The 18,134-nt window shown below is 71.2% G+C and carries 15 protein-coding genes; 6 read left to right on the top strand and 9 right to left on the bottom strand.

Features of this window, described 5'->3' with window-relative positions; all coding sequences use genetic code 11:
* The first annotated feature begins 14 nt into the window (after nucleotides 1-14).
* On the top strand, nucleotides 15-1,277 hold the full coding sequence (locus tag ABQ271_RS03160; RefSeq protein ID WP_349310088.1) for an MFS transporter: 1,263 nt from the start codon (nucleotides 15-17) through the stop codon (nucleotides 1,275-1,277).
* 6 nt (nucleotides 1,278-1,283) lie between these two features.
* Here the strand turns inward: ABQ271_RS03160 and proC are convergent, their stop codons facing one another.
* A complete protein-coding gene (proC, locus tag ABQ271_RS03155; RefSeq protein WP_349310087.1) occupies nucleotides 1,284-2,117 on the bottom strand; it encodes a pyrroline-5-carboxylate reductase in 834 nt (277 codons plus the stop codon).
* A gap of 61 nt (nucleotides 2,118-2,178) precedes the next feature.
* Between proC and ABQ271_RS03150 the strand changes: the two genes are divergently transcribed.
* Nucleotides 2,179-3,291, top strand: coding sequence for an alpha/beta hydrolase (locus tag ABQ271_RS03150; protein ID WP_349310086.1), 1,113 nt, complete (start codon nucleotides 2,179-2,181; stop codon nucleotides 3,289-3,291).
* 9 nt (nucleotides 3,292-3,300) lie between these two features.
* Here the strand turns inward: ABQ271_RS03150 and tadA are convergent, their stop codons facing one another.
* Entirely contained in the window at nucleotides 3,301-3,729 is a 429-nt protein-coding gene (tadA, locus tag ABQ271_RS03145) for a tRNA adenosine(34) deaminase TadA (protein WP_349310934.1), read from the bottom strand.
* A gap of 67 nt (nucleotides 3,730-3,796) precedes the next feature.
* Here tadA and upp point away from each other — a divergent pair, with 67 nt between their 5' ends.
* The gene (upp, locus tag ABQ271_RS03140; RefSeq protein ID WP_349310085.1) at nucleotides 3,797-4,429 is read left to right on the top strand and encodes a uracil phosphoribosyltransferase; all 633 of its coding nucleotides are present in this window, start codon (nucleotides 3,797-3,799) and stop codon (nucleotides 4,427-4,429) included.
* Here upp and ABQ271_RS03135 read toward each other — a convergent pair.
* On the bottom strand, nucleotides 4,414-7,935 hold the full coding sequence (locus ABQ271_RS03135; RefSeq protein ID WP_349310084.1) for a TM0106 family RecB-like putative nuclease: 3,522 nt from the start codon (nucleotides 7,933-7,935) through the stop codon (nucleotides 4,414-4,416). The genes upp and ABQ271_RS03135 overlap by 16 nt on opposite strands.
* Nucleotides 7,936-7,957: 22 nt before the next feature.
* Nucleotides 7,958-8,857, bottom strand: a complete 900-nt coding sequence (locus ABQ271_RS03130; protein ID WP_349310083.1) for a hypothetical protein — start codon at nucleotides 8,855-8,857, stop codon at nucleotides 7,958-7,960.
* A gap of 56 nt (nucleotides 8,858-8,913) precedes the next feature.
* Between ABQ271_RS03130 and ABQ271_RS03125 the strand changes: the two genes are divergently transcribed.
* Complete coding sequence (locus ABQ271_RS03125; protein WP_349310082.1) at nucleotides 8,914-10,980, top strand: NAD(+) synthase; 2,067 nt, start codon at nucleotides 8,914-8,916, stop codon at nucleotides 10,978-10,980.
* Nucleotides 10,981-11,002: 22 nt separating this feature from the next.
* Nucleotides 11,003-11,560 carry a nucleosidase gene (locus ABQ271_RS03120; protein ID WP_018186830.1) on the top strand — a complete coding sequence of 186 codons (558 nt, stop codon included), beginning with the start codon at nucleotides 11,003-11,005 and terminating at the stop codon, nucleotides 11,558-11,560.
* A 15-nt stretch (nucleotides 11,561-11,575) separates the two neighbouring features.
* Here ABQ271_RS03120 and ABQ271_RS03115 read toward each other — a convergent pair whose 3' ends face one another.
* Genes ABQ271_RS03115 through ABQ271_RS03095 form a run of 5 tightly spaced genes read right to left on the bottom strand, consistent with a single transcriptional unit; the run spans nucleotide 11,576 to nucleotide 17,676 of the window.
* On the bottom strand, nucleotides 11,576-11,755 hold the full coding sequence (locus tag ABQ271_RS03115) for a hypothetical protein (RefSeq protein WP_018186829.1): 180 nt from the start codon (nucleotides 11,753-11,755) through the stop codon (nucleotides 11,576-11,578).
* Between the two features lie 4 nt (nucleotides 11,756-11,759).
* Nucleotides 11,760-14,762 (bottom strand): SMC family ATPase, encoded by a 3,003-nt coding sequence (locus ABQ271_RS03110; protein ID WP_349310081.1) that lies wholly within the window; start codon nucleotides 14,760-14,762, stop codon nucleotides 11,760-11,762.
* On the bottom strand, nucleotides 14,759-15,907 hold the full coding sequence (locus ABQ271_RS03105) for an exonuclease SbcCD subunit D (protein WP_349310080.1): 1,149 nt from the start codon (nucleotides 15,905-15,907) through the stop codon (nucleotides 14,759-14,761). The genes ABQ271_RS03110 and ABQ271_RS03105 overlap by 4 nt, the downstream gene beginning before the upstream one ends.
* Nucleotides 15,908-15,962: 55 nt before the next feature.
* Nucleotides 15,963-17,444, bottom strand: a complete 1,482-nt coding sequence (locus ABQ271_RS03100; protein ID WP_349310079.1) for an MFS transporter — start codon at nucleotides 17,442-17,444, stop codon at nucleotides 15,963-15,965.
* A gap of 46 nt (nucleotides 17,445-17,490) precedes the next feature.
* On the bottom strand, nucleotides 17,491-17,676 hold the full coding sequence (locus tag ABQ271_RS03095) for a hypothetical protein (protein ID WP_349310078.1): 186 nt from the start codon (nucleotides 17,674-17,676) through the stop codon (nucleotides 17,491-17,493).
* Between the two features lie 122 nt (nucleotides 17,677-17,798).
* Between ABQ271_RS03095 and ABQ271_RS03090 the strand changes: the two genes are divergently transcribed.
* On the top strand, nucleotides 17,799-18,131 hold the full coding sequence (locus tag ABQ271_RS03090) for a hypothetical protein (RefSeq protein WP_349310077.1): 333 nt from the start codon (nucleotides 17,799-17,801) through the stop codon (nucleotides 18,129-18,131).
* The last annotated feature ends 3 nt before the right edge of the window (nucleotides 18,132-18,134 follow it).

Below are 18,134 nucleotides of genomic sequence, written 5' to 3'. Positions count from 1 at the left end.
GTACAATCGGAGGAATGACCGCCCTCGACACCGGAACCAGCTCGACAGCCCCCGCCCCCGAGACCGCCGCTCCGCGCCTGCTCGCACAGCCGCCCGCCGTGTGGGCCATCGCCTTCGCGTCGATGATCGCGTTCATGGGGATCGGACTCGTCGGCCCGATCCTCCCCACGGTCGCCGCCACGCTGCACGCCGCTCCCGTCGAGACGTCGTTCCTGTTCACGAGCTATCTCGCCGTCACCGCGTCGGCGATGTTCTTCACCAGCTGGTTGTCGACGCGCATCGGGACGCGCGCGGTCATGATCCTGGGACTCTCCGTGATCGCCGTCGCCGCCGTCGGCTGCGCCCTGTCGCCGACCATCGGCATCCTGATCGCGTGCCGCGCCGTCTGGGGACTCGGCAATGCACTGTTCCTCTCGACCGCGCTCGCCTCGATCGTCTCGGCATCCGGCGGGCGCAGCGAGCACGCGGTCATCTTCTACGAGGCCGCACTCGGCATCGGGCTGGCCGTCGGCCCGCTCGTGGGTGGCCTGCTCGGCGAGATCGGCTGGTTCGCGGCGTTCTGGGGAACCGCATCCCTTCTCGCCGTGGGCGTCGTCGCCCTCCTCACCCTCGTCCGCGACCCGGGGCGCGCCGCTCAGCGCAGCTCGATCGGCGCGCCCTTCCGCGCCTTCGCCGACCGGGGGCTGCTCGCGATCAGCGTCGTCGCGTTCCTCTACAACGCCGGCTTCTTCGTCACCCTGTCCTACACGCCCTACGCCCTCGAGCTGCCGGCGGTCGGGATCGGGCTGGTCATGATGGGGTTCGGCATCGGCCTCGCGATCGCGGGCGTGCTCATCGCCCCGCGACTCACGAAGCGGTACTCGGTCGTCTGGGTCCTGTTCTGGTTCCTCGTCGCGTTCGCCGCGACCCATGTCGCCGCCTCGCTCAGCGCGGGGTCACGTCCTCTGCTCGTCGTCTGCGTGGTGCTCCTGGGCGTCGAGATCGGCGCGGTCAACACGATCCTCACCGAAGCGGCGATGGAGGCGACGACCCTTCCGCGTGCCGTCGCGAGCTCGGCCTACTCCGGATTCCGCTTCTTCGGCGGCGCCATCGGCGCACCCGTCGGCACCGCCCTCGCGGTCTACGGCGTCGGCGCCCCCTATGCGGCCGCTGCGGTGTCGGCCGCGGTCGGCGCAGCGATCCTGTTCGGAGTGCGACGCGTCGTGGGCCGAGCCGACCACAAGGCGGTGCTCAGCGAGCGGACGACCGCCGAGGACCTCACCCTCGGCGAGGCCTGAGCAGGATCAGACGCCGGTCGCCAGCTCACGGGCGCGGGCCAGGGCGGCATCCGTCGCCTGCGAGAACAGGCCGTCGAGGTTGCCCGTCTGCAGGATCCCGATGGCACGCTCGGTCGTGCCCTTGGGGCTCGTCACGCGGCGGCGGAGCTCGGCCGGGTCTTCACCGGTCGCCGCCAGGAGCGCCGTTGCGCCGATGAAGGTCTGCTCCGCCATGAGGCGGGCGTCAGCTTCGTCGAACCCCTTCCCGCGCGCAGCCTCGGTGAGCGCCTCGATCAGCAGGAAGACGTAAGCCGGACCGGACCCCGAGATCGTCGACAGCGCATCGATCTGCGCCTCGGGCACCTCGATGACCACACCGCACGTCTCGAACAGGCGCCGCACGAGTGAGAGGTCCTCAGCGGACGCCGACGAACCGCCGGCGAGCCCGGTGACCGCCTTGCCGACGACGGCGGGCGTGTTCGGCATGGAACGGATGACCGGAATGTCGGGCCCCACGATGGCCTCGAAGGTCTCGATCGTCACTCCTGCCGCCAGACTCACGACGATCGTCCCGGGCCGGAGGGACCCGGCGATCTCGCGCAGAAGGTCGGGCACCATCCCCGGCTTGACCCCGACGAGGACGATGTCGGCGGATGCCGCGGCATCCGTGTTCGCAGACGGGACATCCGCGAGCGCGACGCTCGTGACCGTGTCGAGTCCGTCGAGTTCGCGGGCCTTCGCTGCGGTGCGGTTGGTGACCGTGACGGACGTCGCCCGGTCGGACCGCGCGATGCCCTGAGCGATCGCACCTCCCATCGAACCTGCTCCGAGGATGGCAACGGGCGGAAGGTGGTGCGTCATGAGTCCATCCTGTCATCCAGCTCCTCGGCGCGAACGGAGGACCCCGGCCTATCATCGGCTCATGGCACTCCTCGACGGAATCACGTCCCGCATCATCGACACGGACCGCCTGAGCGTCAACGTTCTCGAACGCGCCGGCGACGACGCCGCAGCCGCGCCCGATCGCACCGTGGTCCTGCTCCACGGATCGCTCTCGTCCGCACTCGCCTGGCAGGAGCTCATGCAGGATCTCCCCGCGGAGTTCCGCGTCGTGGCCGTCGACCTCCGCGGGTTCGGCGGGACGGAACACATGCCCGTCGACGCGAGCCGCGGCATCCGCGATCTGAGCGACGACGTCGCGGCGACGCTCGCACTCATGGACATCGAGGCCCCGCACCTCGTCGGCTGGGACCTCGGCGGAGCCGCCGCCCTGCAGTTCGCCCTCGATCACCCGGTGCGGACGATCCTGCTGGAATCCCCCGTCTCCCCCTACGGCGTCGGCGGGACACGGCTCGACGGCACGCGGCTGACCGACGACGACGCCGGTTGCGGCGGAGGCATGGCGAATGCGGAGTTCGTGAGGCGACTGACGGCGCGCGAGTCCGACGCCGAGTCGCCCACGTCGCCCCGGAGCGTGTTCCGGGCCTCGTTCGTCGCCGAGGGCTTCGAGACCGAGCACGAGGACCTGTGGGTCGAGGCGATGCTCTCGACCTCCACCGCGACCGGGAACTACCCCGGCGACGCGGTCACGAGCCCGCACTGGCCCGGATACGCACCCGGCCGGTTCGGCGTCCTGAACGCACTCGCGCCGTCGAACTTCGACGTCTCCACGATCGTCGACCTCGCCGAGAAGCCCCCGATCCTGTGGGTGCGGGGCGTCCTCGACCCGCTCGTCTCCGACACCTCGTTCTCCGACCCCAACCATTTGGGCGCTCTCGGCATCCTGCCGGACTGGCCGGGCGCCGACATCGCCCCCGCCCAGCCGATGGTGTCGCAGACCCGCGAGGTGCTGCGTCGGTACACGGATGCCGGGGGCACCGCCACGGAACTCGCGCTCCCCGGCGTCGGCCACACGCCTCATCTGGAGCGGCCCGCCGTCTTCCGCCGGGCGCTGCTCGAACTGACCGGGTACATCGGCTCACCGGCATCCCCCGCCCCGCCGACCGAGGCGATCATCCTCAGCTCGTCGGACTGACGCGGGCGCTCAGCGCTTCTGGCCGAAGAAGTCACGCAGCAGCGCCGCCGACTCCGCCGCGCGGACCCCGCCGAGGACCTCGGCGCGGTGCGGCATCCGTCGGTCGCGGAGCAGGTCGTGGACGGAGCCGGCCGCGCCCGCCTTCTCGTCCCATGCACCGAACACGACGCGCCCGACGCGGGTCTGCAGGATCGCGCCGGCGCACATGACGCAGGGCTCGAGCGTGACCACGAGGGTGCAGTCCTCGAGGTTCCAGGACCCGAGAGCGGATGCCGCGGCCCGAAGCGCCACGATCTCCGCGTGCGCGAGCGGATCACCGTCGCGCTCACGCAGATTGCGCCCTTCGCCGACGACCTGGCCGCCCCTGGTCACGACGGCACCGACGGGGACGTCGTCGTGGGCGGGAGCGTCGGCGGCGAGCTCCAGGGCCCGTGTCATCGCCGCATCGTCGGCGGCGGGGACGGGCAGGCTCACGAGGTCAGCGTAGCCCCGGTACCCTGGGCTCATGCGTGTGCATGTCGCCGACCACCCCCTCATCACCCACAAGCTCACGGTGCTGCGCGACAAGCGCACGACATCGCCGGTCTTCCGCCAGTTGACGGAGGAGCTCATCACGCTCCTCGCCTACGAGGCGACTCGCGGCGTCCGCGTCGAGGAGATCGAGATCGACACCCCGGTCACCCGGACGACGGGCCTGAAGATCAGCGAGCCGCGGCCGCTGGTCGTCCCGATCCTGCGCGCCGGACTCGGCATGCTGCAGGGCATGACGACCCTGCTGCCGACCGCCGAGGTCGGCTTCCTCGGTATGGCGCGAAACGAGGAGACCTTCGAGCCGTACACGTACGCCGAGCGCCTTCCCGACGATCTGAGCGACCGTCAGTGCTTCGTACTCGACCCGATGCTCGCCACCGGCGGTTCGCTCGGCGCGGCGATCGACTTCCTCTTCGCGCGCGGCGCGCAGGACGTCACGGCGGTCTGCATCCTCGCAGCCCCCGAGGGTGTCGCGGCGATCGAGAAGCAGGTCGGCGACCGCGATGTCACCCTCGTCCTCGGGGCGCTCGACGAGCGCCTCAACGAGAAGGGGTACATCGTCCCGGGTCTCGGCGACGCGGGCGACCGCCTCTACGGCACGGTCTGAGACGGCACGGTCCGAGGCGGCACCGCCCCCTCGGCTGATGCCGTCCCGACCAGCCGGGCGAACGCGCTGAGACGCGCGACCCCGTCGGGCGTGCGCGGCAGGTCGTCGAGCAAGCCCGTGCTGTAGACGACATAGGCCGTGTGCATCGCACGCGAGACGGCGACGTTGATGCGGTTCTGCAGCAGCAGGAACTCGAGCCCGCGCGGCGCATCGCGACCCGACGACGCCGCGAGCGAGACGACGACGACGGCCGCCTCCTGCCCCTGGAACCGGTCCACCGTCCCGACGCGCACGCCGGGGAACCCCGCCGCGACGAGCGCCTCTTCGACGAGCACCTGCTGCGCGTTGTAGGGCGTGACGACGATGACATCCTCGGGCGCGAGGGGACGGGTGGCGTCGCCGTCGGACCAGGGGGTGCCGCTGAGGTCGCGGACGATCCGGACGACCTCCTCCGCCTCCTCCGGCGACTGGGTCGCGTTGCGCGTGTGGGCGATCGGCACGGGGATCACACCGGCGGGCACGCCCTCGAGCCGCCGGAGCGCCGTGTCGGGGTGGGCCTCGAGCCGGCCCTCGTAGGCGAGCTGCGAGACGGGTTCGGCGACCTCCGGCCGCATCCGTCGCGTGCGGGCGAGGAAGTAGCCGCGATCTGCCGGGATGACTGCATGGTCGTCCATCACCCACGCGAGTGCCGACGTGTCGACGGGCTCGGGGTGGGTGCCCTGGCTGACCTGAGGCAGCTGCTGCGGGTCGCCGAGCAGCAGCAGCCGCTTCGCGGCGGCCGAGACCGCGATGGTCGAGGCGAGCGAGAACTGACCCGCCTCGTCGATGACGAGCAGATCGAGCGAGCGGCGCCCGACCCGTCCGGTGTGGGTGAGGTCCCATGCTGTGCCGCCCACGACGAACCCCGCGGGCTGGGAGTCGATGTAGGCGGCGAGCTGGTTCTTGGCGATGACGGTGAAGCGTTCCTGCCCGGTGGCGGGCCCCTTGGGCGCCTTGGCGACCTGCGCGGCATCCACCCCCGCCTCGACGATCCGGTCGAGCATGTGCTCCACCACGTTGTGCGACTGCGCGACGACGCCGACGCGGAAGCCGCGCTCGCGAACGAGGCGCGCCACGACGTGCGACCCGACGTAGGTCTTGCCCGTCCCCGGAGGGCCCTGCACGGCGAGGTAGCCGTCGGTCGCCTCAGCGAGCGCCGCGGAGATGTCGGCGACGTCGTCGCCGGTGCGCGGCAACGGGGTCTCACGGCGCGGCGGGCGGCGGAGCAGCAGGTCGGTCGCGGGATCGGTCGGCAGTGCCGGCGCCGCGGCCAGCACGGCGTCGGCCCATTCGTCGACGGCGGCTTGCTGGCTGCCTGCTCGCGGTGGCGCGGGCGGCGTGAGCGCGACGGGCAGCTCCTGCCAGGTGAACCCCTGATAGGCGTTCTCCTCGATCACGACGCCGTCGTCGAGGACGTCGACGACGGTGATGGACCGCGCCGCGTGGATCCACCGCGGGCTCGTCTCGATGGGGAACGGCGCCGGCAGCTCGTAGACGGCGTACGGGCTCTGCCCCACGGTCACCCGCGTGCCGGGGGCGAACTCGCCCCGGATCTCGACGACACGGCGGACGGCGGTCAGGCCTTCCGGGCGGTGCCAGTCGGTGAGCACCCGGCAGCGGTCGCGATCGACGACCACGACGTCGCGGGTGTCCTCCCAGACCGACACCGGCTCGCGGAGGCGGAGGAAATGCGTCGCCCAGAAGGTCTTGGCCTCGCGCGGGTAGTAGTCGATCGCCGCCGCCCCGAGTCGGAGCGCCTGCGCGACCGATTCGTCCTCGGCGTCGGCGGCGAACCGGGCGAGCGCATCCGCGCGCGGCGAGGGCTCATAGACGGCTTCGCCGGCGTCGGGCTCCCGCGAGGGCACGAGGTTCGCCTCGCGGGCCCGCTCCACGAGCCAGTCGCGCAGCCGACGCGTCGACACGCAGTCGTAGCGGTTGTAATCGGCGAGGTCGTCGAGGATCATACGCGCGGCCTCGTCATCGCCGGCATCCTGCAATCCGCGAGCCTCGACGTAGCGGACGATCGAGTCGTCCCCGCGCTGCACGTCGCTCGTGCGCACCTCGTCGCCCATGTAGAGCGGTTCGAGCTTCTTGATGGAGTACGACCGCGAGCCGACGCGCAGGGCACGCCGGACGATCGGGTAGAGGTCGACGAACACTCCGTCGCGGAGCAGCCGATCGACGGCCGCTTCGCCTACGCCGTGCCGTGCCGCCATGGCGAGCAGGTGCGTCGGCTCGTACGGCGCGTAGTGGTAGATGTGCAGGCCCGGGTGGGCGCGGCGGCGGACGGCGACGAACTCGAGGAAGTCCTCGAGCGCGCGCTTCTCGTCGGCGAACGAGTGGGCCCACAGCGCGGAGTACTGCTCGGTCTCGTCGACCCAGCCGAACAGGTAATCGATCCCCCACTGCACGGCCGCGCCCTCGGTATAGAGCGGGTCGCCCTCGAAGTCGAAGAACAGGTCGCCGTGGTCGGGTCGCGGCAGTGCCCCCAGGGCCTTGGGGAAGACGACGTCGAACGTCGGGATCGCGGGCCCCGTCCCGGCGGGGGTGTCGTCGACGCCGCCGGCGGGGCTCTCGAGCTGCAGGCGCGCCTGGGTCCGGAGCCCCGAGAACGTGTCCCACGACATCCGAGGAGGAGCGTCGCGGGATGCCGCGAGGTCGTCGATCGTCGTGATTCCCGCCGCGCGGAGGCGGTCGCGTTGGACGGGACGCATGCCGGCGACCAGCAGCAGGTCACGGTAGGAGACGACCTCGAGATCGCACGTCGCGCACCGCCCGCACGCGACGACCCGGAGCTCGCCGCGGTCATCGCCCCACGGGATGGGCTCGCCTGCCGCACCGGCGGCGAGGTCCCGGTCGCCGATGAGCGCGCGGAGGCGCTCGCGTCGCAGTGAGAAGACCGGCAGCAGGTCGCGGACGGCGTGCGTCGACACGGTGCCGTCGCCGAGGAGCAGCTGGACCTCGTCGGAACGCGCGACGCCGAGACGGTCGAGCTGATCGACGTATGCCGCGAGCTGCATGAGAGCCGTGACCCGCGCGTGACGGGCGAGCTTGGTGTCCTGCACGATCCAGCGGCCGTCGTCGCCCCGGACGAGGAAGTCGGCGAATCCGACGAACTCGTCGGTGGCGAACGCCGCCTGGTAGACCACGTGGACATCGGGGTCGGCCAGAGCCGCGTCGGTGGCGGCGACCGCGGCGGCGAGGCCCGCGGCATCCGACGATCGCGTTTCGGGGATCTCGACGACCGCACCCGGATGCGCGTCGCGGTACGCCTCATACACCCGCCGCTCGTGCTGGGTGCCGAGGCGGCCCGCGCGTTCGAGGGTGAGGTCCTCCGGATCGTCGACCGCCGCGATCCGGCCGAGCTTCGCGTCGATCGCCCGCAGCCAGGCGAATTCGCACTCGGCCGCGGCTTTCAGGTCGCTCGCGCTCCAGACGATCCGGCCGTCGTCTTCGATGTATCGCATGATCCCCTCTCGGGAATCGACACTATCCGCGGTCGCCGACACTCTTCCCGAGCATGCCGCGACGCCACCCGTCCATGCGCTGCTGCGCGAACGTCGTCCCGAGCTCGTGGCGCATCTCGGGATGCTCCGCCCAGAACCGGATGGAGGCGTAGATGAGCCACGCGTGGGCGCGGAAGCCGCTGATGTTCAGGTCGAGCAGGACCTCGTCATCGGCGGCTCGGAGTTCGACGGACGGGGTGAAGTCCCCCGTCGTCTCGTCGACGGCCGACACCGTCGGGGCGACGCGCGCGATGCGGGCCCAGTCGATGTCGTCCGTGTCGTCGAGGTAGTAGCGGGTCACGCCCGACGGTCCGATCCCGACGCCGATAGGCAGCCGACCGAAGGATGCCGCGCGCCACGTCGAGACGATCGCGATGCTGCCCGCCAGGAGGACCACGAGAGCCCCCAGGAGCAGCGGGATGAGCCAGATGAGGGCGAGGGCGGCATCCGTCGTCACGGACCGGACGATCGCCCAGACGAACGCCGCGGTCGACACGACGCCCGCCACGGTGAACCACGCGCTCACCCACGACCCGGCACCGCGCTCGCGGAAGAAGTGCACCCACGAGTCGGGAGGGCGCTTCTCCGCTCGCGTCAGGGCGACGGCGTTGAGGAGTTCCGGCATGCCCCGTTCACCGCCGGCGCGCTCGAAGTGGACGCCGAACCCGAGCGTCGCGCCCGCGAAGACGAGCACCCACCACGTCGCGGCACCGACGTTCCCGCCGAGCACCGCGAACGCGAGCGCCGCACCGCTCCCGAGCACGACCAGGCTGTAGATCACGACCGTCCACGGACGGATGCGGGTGGGCGTGCCGACCCGCCAGTCCTTCGGGAGCGGATACGGCGGCGGGAGCGGCGGGTATCCGACGGCACGGGTGGGCACCTGACGATGAAAGCACAGGCTGCCGCACGCGGGCGGGCACCTGACAGACTGGAGCCGTGACCCAGGACCTCCCGTTCGAGAACCCCTACCGGCACGGTTTCGCGCGCGTCGCCGCGTGCACGGTGCCGGTCGCGATCGCCGATCCGGCGACCAACGCCGAGGCGGTCCTGACCAGCGCCCGCGCCTGCCACGACGAGGGTGTGGCCGTCGCCGTCTTCCCCGAACTCTGCCTCTCGGGGTACGCGATCGAGGACCTCGTCATGCAGGACGTCGTGCTCGACGCCGTCCTCACGGCCATCGAGGCGCTCGTCGCGGCATCCGTCGACCTGTCCCCCCTCCTCGTCGTCGGCGCACCGCTGCGCATCCAGAACCGGCTCTACAACTGCGCCGTCGTCATCCACCGCGGGCGCGTGCTCGGCGTCGCGCCCAAGTCCCACCTGCCCACCTACCGCGAGTTCTACGAGTCCCGCTGGTACGCGCGCGGCGACGGCGCGCCCGACACCGTGACGCTTGCGGGCGACGAGGTGCCGGTCGGCACCGACCTGCTCTTCGAGGCGACCGACGTCCCCGGACTCGTCGTCCACGCCGAGATCTGCGAGGACTTCTGGGTGCCGGTGCCGCCGTCCTCGCACGCGGCCCTCGCCGGCGCGACCGTCCTCCTGAACCTCTCGGGCAGCCCGATCACGATCGCCCGCGCCGAGGACCGTCGCGTCCTCGCGCAGTCGCAGTCCTTCCGCTGCCTCGCCGCCTACGTGTACGCCGCCGCCGGCCAGGGCGAGTCGACGAACGACGTCTCGTGGGACGGGCAGACGCTGATCTACGAGAACGGCACGCTCCTCGCCGAGACCGAGCGCTTCCCCGACGGACCGCGGCACGCGATCGCCGACATCGACCTCGATCGCCTCCGTCAGGACCGCCTGCGTCAGGGCACCTTCGAGGACAACGCCCGCAGCGAATCCACCTGGTCGAATCGCATCCTCTTCACGGTCGGGCCCGCGGCATCCGTCTCGGGGCTCCGCCGCCCGCTCGACCGCTTCCCCTTCGTGCCGGACGACCCCGCCCGCCTCGACCTCGACTGTTACGAGGCCTTCAACATCCAGGTGTCAGGTCTCGAGCAGCGCCTCCGCGCGATCGGGCAGCCGAAGCCCGTGATCGGCGTCTCGGGCGGGCTCGACTCGACGCACGCCCTCCTCGTCGTCGCGCGCGCCATGGACCGCATGGGGCGCCCGCGCAGCGACATCCTGGCCTTCACGATGCCGGGCTTCGCGACCGGCGAGCACACGAAGTCGAACGCGATCGCCCTCGCCGAGGCGATCGGCGCGACGATCGAGACGGTCGACATCCGTCCGATGGCGACGGAGCTGCTGGCCGGGCTCGGGCATCCGTTCGCGAAGGGCGAGCCCGTCTACGACGTGACGTTCGAGAACGTGCAGGCCGGCGCCCGCACCGACTTCCTGTTCCGCCTCGCCAACCAGCGCGGCGGCGTGGTCATCGGCACGTCGGACCTGTCGGAGCTCGCCCTCGGCTGGGCGACCTACGGCGTCGGCGACCACATGGCCCACTACGGCGTCAACGCGGGCGTGCCAAAGACGCTCATCCAGCACCTCATCCGCTGGGTGATTGCGCACAGCGACGAGTCGGGCGCGACTCTGACCGACCGTGCGAAGGAGGTGCTCCAGGCCGTCCTCGACACCGAGATCAGCCCCGAGCTCGTACCGGCCGGTCAGGACGGCAAAGTCCAGTCGACCGAGAGCACGATCGGGCCGTACGCCCTGCACGACTTCACGCTCTTCCACGTGCTCCGCTACGGCTTCCGCCCGTCGAAGATCGTCTTCCTCGCCGAGCACGCCTGGTCGGACGCGGAGACCGGAGCGTGGCCTCCGGGCTTCCCCGCCGACGAGCGGTTCGCCTACGACCGCGCGACCATCGTGCGGTGGATGCAGGTCTTCCTGAAGCGCTACTTCGGGTTCGCGCAGTTCAAACGCAGCGCCGTCCCGAACGCGCCGAAGGTGTCGCCCGCCGGCTCACTCTCGCCGCGCGGCGACTGGCGGGCACCGTCCGACGGCAACGCGACGGCGTGGCTCGCGGAGCTCGATGCGGCCTTCCCCGGCGAAGCGTCCTGATCCACGGTGGGATGATGGTTCGGTGAAGCTCCTCGTCGCCGCTCTGGATTCCGAACTCGTCGCCTTCCCCGAGGAGCTCCCCGGCTTCGACCGGCTCGTCACCGGGCCCGGCAAGCTGCAGGCCACGTACGCCCTGACGCGAGCGCTGGACCGCGCGAGCTACGACGAGATCGTGGTCGTCGGCACCGCCGGATCGGTGGATGCCGAGACGGTGGGTGTGCACGAGGTGACCACCGCCCTGCAGCACGACGTGTCGGACGTCGACGGTGTCGCAGGTCAGCACGTCTCGCTGCCGCCGACGGTGTCGATCGCCGGCCGCGAGGGGACGACGATCGCGACGGGCGACCACTTCGTCGACGACGCCGACACGGTCGAGGCGATCCGCGCCCTCGGCGGAACACTCGTCGACATGGAGGCATACGCCTACATCTGGGTGGCCCAGCAGTTCGGTGTGCCGATCCGCATCCTGAAGGCGGTCTCTGACAGCGCGCAGGACGATGCGATCACCGACTGGCGTGACGCCGTCGCGATCTGCAGCGGTCAGCTGCGCGAGCGCATCAGCGAGCTGTACGGCGTCTGACGTCCGCGAGAGGGCTCAGGCGTCCCGGCGGCTGAACAGCGAACGCAGCACGAAGAAGACGATCAGTGCCACGACGGCGACGAGCAGGAGCTTGCCGACGAGGAAGATCGCCTTGAGTGCGATGTCGACGACGATCCACGCGATGATCACCGCGACGACGACGCCGAGGATGGTCCAGATCGTGCCTTTTCTCATGCCTTCAGCCTAAGGGCTGCGCCACGACGTCCTGCCGGACGATGCTGGGGCCTTCGGGGGTCGCCTCGACGACGAGCTGGGCGGGGATCTGCTCCTTCATCGCCTCGACGTGGCTGATGACGCCCACGATACGGCCGCCGGCACGCAGCTCGTCGAGCGTCCGCATCGCGAGCTCGAGTGTCTCGGGGTCGAGCGAGCCGAAGCCCTCGTCGATGAACAGCGTGTCGAGCCGGATGCCGCCGGCACGCGACGTGACCACTTCGGCGAGTCCCAGGGCGAGCGCGAGCGAGGCCAGGAAGGTCTCGCCGCCCGAGAGCGACTGCGGCGAGCGGAGCCGTCCCGTGTGCGCGTCGAGGACCTCGATGGACAGACCGGATGCCGCGCCCCGAGCCTGCTTCGCATCGGAGTGACGCAGGGTGTACCGGCCCGACGACATCTCGGCCAGACGCAGGTTCGCGGCGGCGACGATCTCCTCGAGCTCGGCCGCGAGGACGAAGGTCTCGAGGTCCATCTTCATCGTGTTGGGAGCCCTGCCCGCGACGGTGTCGGCGAGACGCGTGATCGCGGCGGCATCCTCGGCCTGGCTCGCAACGGCGCCCGCGGCGGCGTCGATGCGCTCGACCAGGTCGCGCAGGCCCGTCGCGACGTTGACGGAGTCGGCCTCGGCGGTGATCGCGGCGGAGCGGGCCTCGTCCGCCTCGGCCGCTGCGCGTGCCGCGGCGGCCAGGGCTTCGGGCTCGAGGTGCGCGTCGACGGTCTCGAGTTCGAGCTCGAGAGCGCGCGCCCGCGCGGCGGTGAGGGCGGCGGCATGCTCCTCGACCCGATGCGCGAGTCGGCTCGTCTCGTCGGCCGGCAGCAACGCCGCGACGACGTCGTCGAGGGTCTCGAACACCGTGTCGGCGATGCGCGCGTCGCGGTCGCCCGCTGCGGCGTCCGCCGCCTCTCGACGGGTCTGCTCGTCACGACGGGCTTCGAGCAGACGCGCAGCGAGACGGCGGAGCTCCTCATCGGCGGCGATGCGCGCGGCGACGCTCTCGTGATCGCCGCGCGCCGCCTCGACCGCTCGCCGCGCGGTCTGGAGCGTGCCCTCGACCGTCGCGAGCTCTTCGCGCAGAGCGCCCGCGCGCTCTCGAAGAGCAGCTGTTTCGCGGACGGCGTCGGCCTCGAGCGCGTCGATCTGCTCGGCGTCGCGCGTCAGTTCGTCGACGCGCGAACGCGCCGCCGCAGCGGCCGCGAGCTCGTCGTCGAGGTCGGCCAGGGCGGCAGCCAGGTCGTCGGCCCCATGACCGCCTGCCGTGGCCGCGGCCGTCGTGACGGCTTCTCGCGCTGCGGCGGCCGCCGTCGCGGCATCCTTCTCCGCCGCTGCGGCGTCGTCCCGCGCCTTCTCGGCGGCCGCGAGGTCGTCGTCGGTGACCGGTTCGCTGTCGTGCACGGCCGGACGGGGGTGCGCCGTCGAGCCGCAGACCGCGCACGGTTCACCGTCGACGAGGGATGCCGCGAGCTCGCCCGCGTACCCGCGCAAGCGGCGGCGGAGCAATTCTCCGACGCGAGCTGATGCCGCGGCGGAGGCCGCGTTGGCGTCGACGTACGCGGCGTCGGCGTCGGCCGCGCGGGGAGTCAGTCGCTCGAGCGACCGGGCGGCGTCGAGTCGCGCGGCGAGATCGATGCGCGAGGCGGCGAGGTCATCGTGCCGCCCCGCGATGGCGCGAGCTTCTGCGAGCTGTTTCGCCGCGCGCTGCCTGCGCTCGGGAACGGCCGAGAGCACGGCATCCAGGTCGCGGAGTGCCTCATCGAAGCCGGCCAGCTCGTCGCGGCGACGCTGCTGCGCGTCGCCGAGGGCCGCGGCATCCCGCTCCGCTTCGGCGGCAGCCTGGGCGCGGGCGATGCGGCTCGTGAGATCGTCGACCGTCGCGGCGAGGTCGTCGTCCGGCGAACCGCCCGCGGCGTTCCAGGCGTCCTCTGCGGCACGACGATCCGTCTGCGCCGCGGCCAACACTCCCGCCGCACGCGTCGCGTTCTCGACGGGAGCGCGCAGCGCTTCCGCAGCGCGTGCGCGGTCGAGGCGCCCCCGGAGGGCGTCGATCTCGGCGGACTCGGACTCGCGCGCGGCGAGATCCGTGCGCGCCTTCTCAAGGTCGGCAAGACGCTCCGCGATCTGGACGAGCCGCCGATGCTCGGCGGCCGCCGCCTCGGCCCGGGACGTCGCGACCGCTCGTTCGTTACCGCGGGCGTCGACCCGGTACTCGGCTCGGGCGAGTGCGCGCTCGACGGCGTCCTTACGTCCGAGGACGTCGGATTCGAGGTGCGCGTCGCCCTTATCGGTCCCGTGGAGGTCGTGGGCCGCGACCTCGCGCTCGGCGACCTCGAGGAGTGTGCGCACCCGGGCACCGGTCTCGTCGAGCCGCTTCTGCGCGTCGCGCCGTCGCTCGTCGAGAGCGTCTTTGTACGCCTCGAAGCGCTTGGTCCCGAAGAGGGTGCGAAGCAGCTGCTGGCGTTCAGCGTTGGCCGCGAGCAGGAACCGGGAGAACTTGTTCTGCGCGAGCAGGATGACCTGCTGGAACTGCTGCGCGCTGAGCCCGAGCACCTCGTCGAGGGCGATCCCGACCTCGCGCTGCTTTGCGGCACGTCCGACCCACCGGTCGTCCACCCACTCCTCGAGCTCGGCGCGCGCCGGTTCGAGGGTCAGACCGCCGCCGCGTTTGGCGGGCCGCTCGTATTCGGGCGCGCGCGTCACGCGCCAGCGGGTGCCCCCGACCGTGAACTCGAGGCGCACCTCGGTCGGGTCGGTGAGGAAGCTGTGGTCGCTGCGGAGACGCCGGTCGCCGCCCTCGTAGCGCGGTACCGAGCCGTAGAGGGCGAAGCTGACGCCGTCCAGGATGCTGGATTTGCCGGCGCCCGTGCGCCCCGAGATCAGGAAGAGACCGTCGTCGTCGAACGCGTCGAAGTCGACGACCTGACGCTCGCGGAACGGCCCGAACCCGGTGAGTTCGAGGCGGTGCAGCTTCACGCCATCGCCTCCTGGCGCACGCGCTCGTCGAGCACTTCGTCGATGAGGCCGGCCTCACGCTCGGTCGCCCCCTGCCCTTCGCGCACGTGCTCGAGGAAGGCCTCGACCAACTCGCGGTCGGAGCGTGCCGCGCGGACGCGGTCGACGTAGGTCGCCGTGTCGCCGGTGCGGACCTTGGCAGGCGCATGCACGACCTTCGCGCAGAAGGGGAACCGCTGCTGCAGCCGACGGAGCGGGTCGGCCTCGGGCAGATCGTCGGTGTACTCGACGCACACCCAGGCCTCCGCATGCTCGGCGAGCGCCTCGTCGGCCAGGATCTCGGCGAACGGACCGCGGAGCGTCACGAGGCGACGGGGAACCGGCAGGTCGAGCCACTCGACGCCGGCGAGGCCGTCGGCATCCAGGTCGATGAGCCAGGAGCCGCGGGGCTTGTCGCCCTCGCCGAAGCTGTAGTGCAGAGGGGCGCCGGCGTAGCGGACACTCTCGGACAGACGCTGCCGCCCGTGGATGTGCCCGAGCGCCATGTAGTCGACACCGTCGAAGGTCGACAGCGGCACGACATCGAGACCGCCCTGCTGGATGTCGCGCTCGAGCTGAGGCGTCGGCTCGACGCCCGCGGCGAAGCAGTGCGCGATCGCGACGGAGCGACCGCCGCGGACGGCCAGGTCGTCCCGGACGAGGTCCATCGCGCGGCCGAGGACGGCGGCCTGCGTGCGCACGCCCTCCCACTTGTGCCGCAAGAGCGCCGGCTCGAGGTACGGGATGCCGTAGAAGTGGACCGGCCCGTGAGCGTCGTCGATCGTGAGCGGGGTACCCACGGCATCCGGATCGGTCAGGACGTGGATGCCGTCACGCAGCAGCCCTGCCTGAAAACCCAGCCGCGCGGCGGAGTCGTGGTTGCCGCTCGTGACGACGACCCGCGCGCCGGTGGCGGCGATACCGCGGAGCGTGTCGGAGAGGAGCGTGTAGCAGGCGGCGGCGGGCGTCGCGGAGTCGAAGACGTCGCCTGCGACGATCACCACGTCGACGTCATTCGCGCGGACCTGGGCAGTGAGCTCGTCGAGCACGCCGCGAAGGGCATCGAGCGTGGAGTGACCGTGGAAGGTCCGCCCGATGTGCCAGTCGGAGGTGTGCAGGATGCGCATGCTCACACGCTAGATCGAGGCTCCGACATCGCCGTCCAGGCGTGCCGGGGCGGGGTCACTCCGAGATCGGCGAGGTGACTCCGCGGCGGCGCGTGGCGACCAGATCGACGACGGAGACGAGCGTTGCGAGGGCGAGGAAGACACCCACCGCGATCATCCCGTACGCGTACGCGTCGTGGAAGATCGCGAGCGACTCGAGTCCGGCATCCGATTCGCGGTAGATGGTCGCGTAGAACAGCGACAGTCCGATCGCCGTGCCCACGGCGGTGCCGACGCGCTGACCGAGCTGACCGACCGAGCCCGCGAGCCCGCCTTCGCGGACGGCGATCTCGGAGAGGGTGAGGGTCTGGTTCGGCGACACGACGAACCCGCCGCCGGCACCCGCGACCAGGAGTGCCGCGGCCATGCCGTAGGCGACCGTCTCGGGAGGCATCGTGTACGCGACGATGGTCAGGGCCACGACGCTGACGAGCACTGTCGCGAGTCCGATCGTCACGAGCTGCCGGCCGAACCGGGCGACGAGGAGCCCGCCGTAGTACGACGTCACAGCGCTCGCGACGGCGAAGCCGATCGAGACCATGCCCGCGAACACCGGCTCGAGGCCGACGCCGACCTGCAGGAACAACGTCCCCAGCAGGAACATCGGCGGGATCGCGGTGAAGTACGCCACCACGACGAACGTCCCGTTGCGGAACGAGGGGATCCGGAACATCCGGAACGGGATGAGGGGTTGGCGACCGGATGCCGCGTACCGCTTCTCCCACCAGAAGAACGCCGCCGCGAACAGGACGAACACGATGAGCAGCCACCAGCGGTTCGGGTCGTCGTCGGGCGACCCGGTGGTGAACAGGAACGGCCACATGAGCGACATGATCATGAGCGCGAACAGCACGATGCCGACGGGGTCGAGCTGGAGGGGACGCCCACTCGCTTTTCGCGTCTGCGGCAGCAGCCAGATGACTCCGGCCAGGACCAGCAGACACAGCGGCACGTTGAACCAGAAGATCCCGCGCCAGCCGTCCGTCTCGCCGCCGATCGCGATCATGAGTCCACCGAGAGTGGGACCGAACGCCGTCGCGATGCCGATCGTCGCCCCGAACAGGCCGAAGGCGCGTCCGCGCTCCTTGCCCGTGAACAGCTGCTGGATCGTGCCCATGACCTGGGGCATCTGGATGCCGGCGGCGATGCCCTGCACGAGGCGTGCCGCGAGCAGCACCTCGACCGTCGGAGCGAGCGCGCAGAGGGCGCTCGTGAGGGTGAACAGGCTGAGGCCGATGACGAAGAGCGTCTTGCGCGAACGCTGATCGCCGAGGCGACCGAACGGCACGAGGCAGAGGCCGAACGTCAGGATGTACCCCGACACCACGAGCTGCAGCTGCGTCGAGGTCGCCCCCAGCGATGCTTCGATCGCCGGCAGACCGACGTTGATCTTGCTGAGGTCGAGGATCGTGAACGCCGCGACCGAGACGCACACCCAGAAGGCTCGCCAGCGCTGCGAAGAGGACAGGGGGATGCTGGCGGTTACCGGTGATGTCATGACCGTCCCACGCTACCGGCCGTGCGGCATCCGAGGGCGAGAGACCTCAGTCGGCCCGGCGATCCGCCTGCTCGTCGGTGAGGACGTCGGGGTCGAGGCCCGCCTGGATCTCCGCGCTCTCGACGAAGGCATCCGACGCCGGCTCGGGCGCAGGCGCCCCTTCACCGCGACCGCGGTCGGCCTCGTCCTGCGCTTCCTTCTGTTCGTTCGTGGTCGGGACCTCGCGCTCCATGGCACTCTCCTCTGATCGATGCCTGCCAGTGTGCGCGTCGCGTCGAACGTCGGACACGGGCTTGACCGCTCCGAACGGGCAGACTACGAACGAGGGCGACAGAAAGATCGAAAGGGGACCGGATGTCGGGACACGGCCGTGACACCGCGGGTGGGCCCTTCGTGGTCACCCTCGTCGTGGATCTCCCGATCACGAAACCCGATGCCCTGGAGACGATCGCCTTCGCCTGCGACGGGATCGTCGAGCATGCCCGCACCGCCTACCCTCGCGTGAGCCTCTCCCCCGGCGCGTGGGCGGAGGTGCAGATCCCCAAGTTCGCCGATCCGCCGCCGCTCGCGATCGACGTCTGCTCCGACGAGTCGACGGAAGTCGCACGCGCGGCTGCCGATCGGCTGAAGGGCGCACTGGAGAAGCTGGGCTGGCGGATCCGCGATCCCCGTCCCGGTGAATCCTGAGCA

Source organism: Microbacterium sp. MM2322 (genome assembly GCF_964186585.1).
In the GTDB taxonomy this organism is placed as follows: domain Bacteria; phylum Actinomycetota; class Actinomycetes; order Actinomycetales; family Microbacteriaceae; genus Microbacterium.
This window is presented reverse-complemented; position numbering and strand designations above follow the sequence as displayed.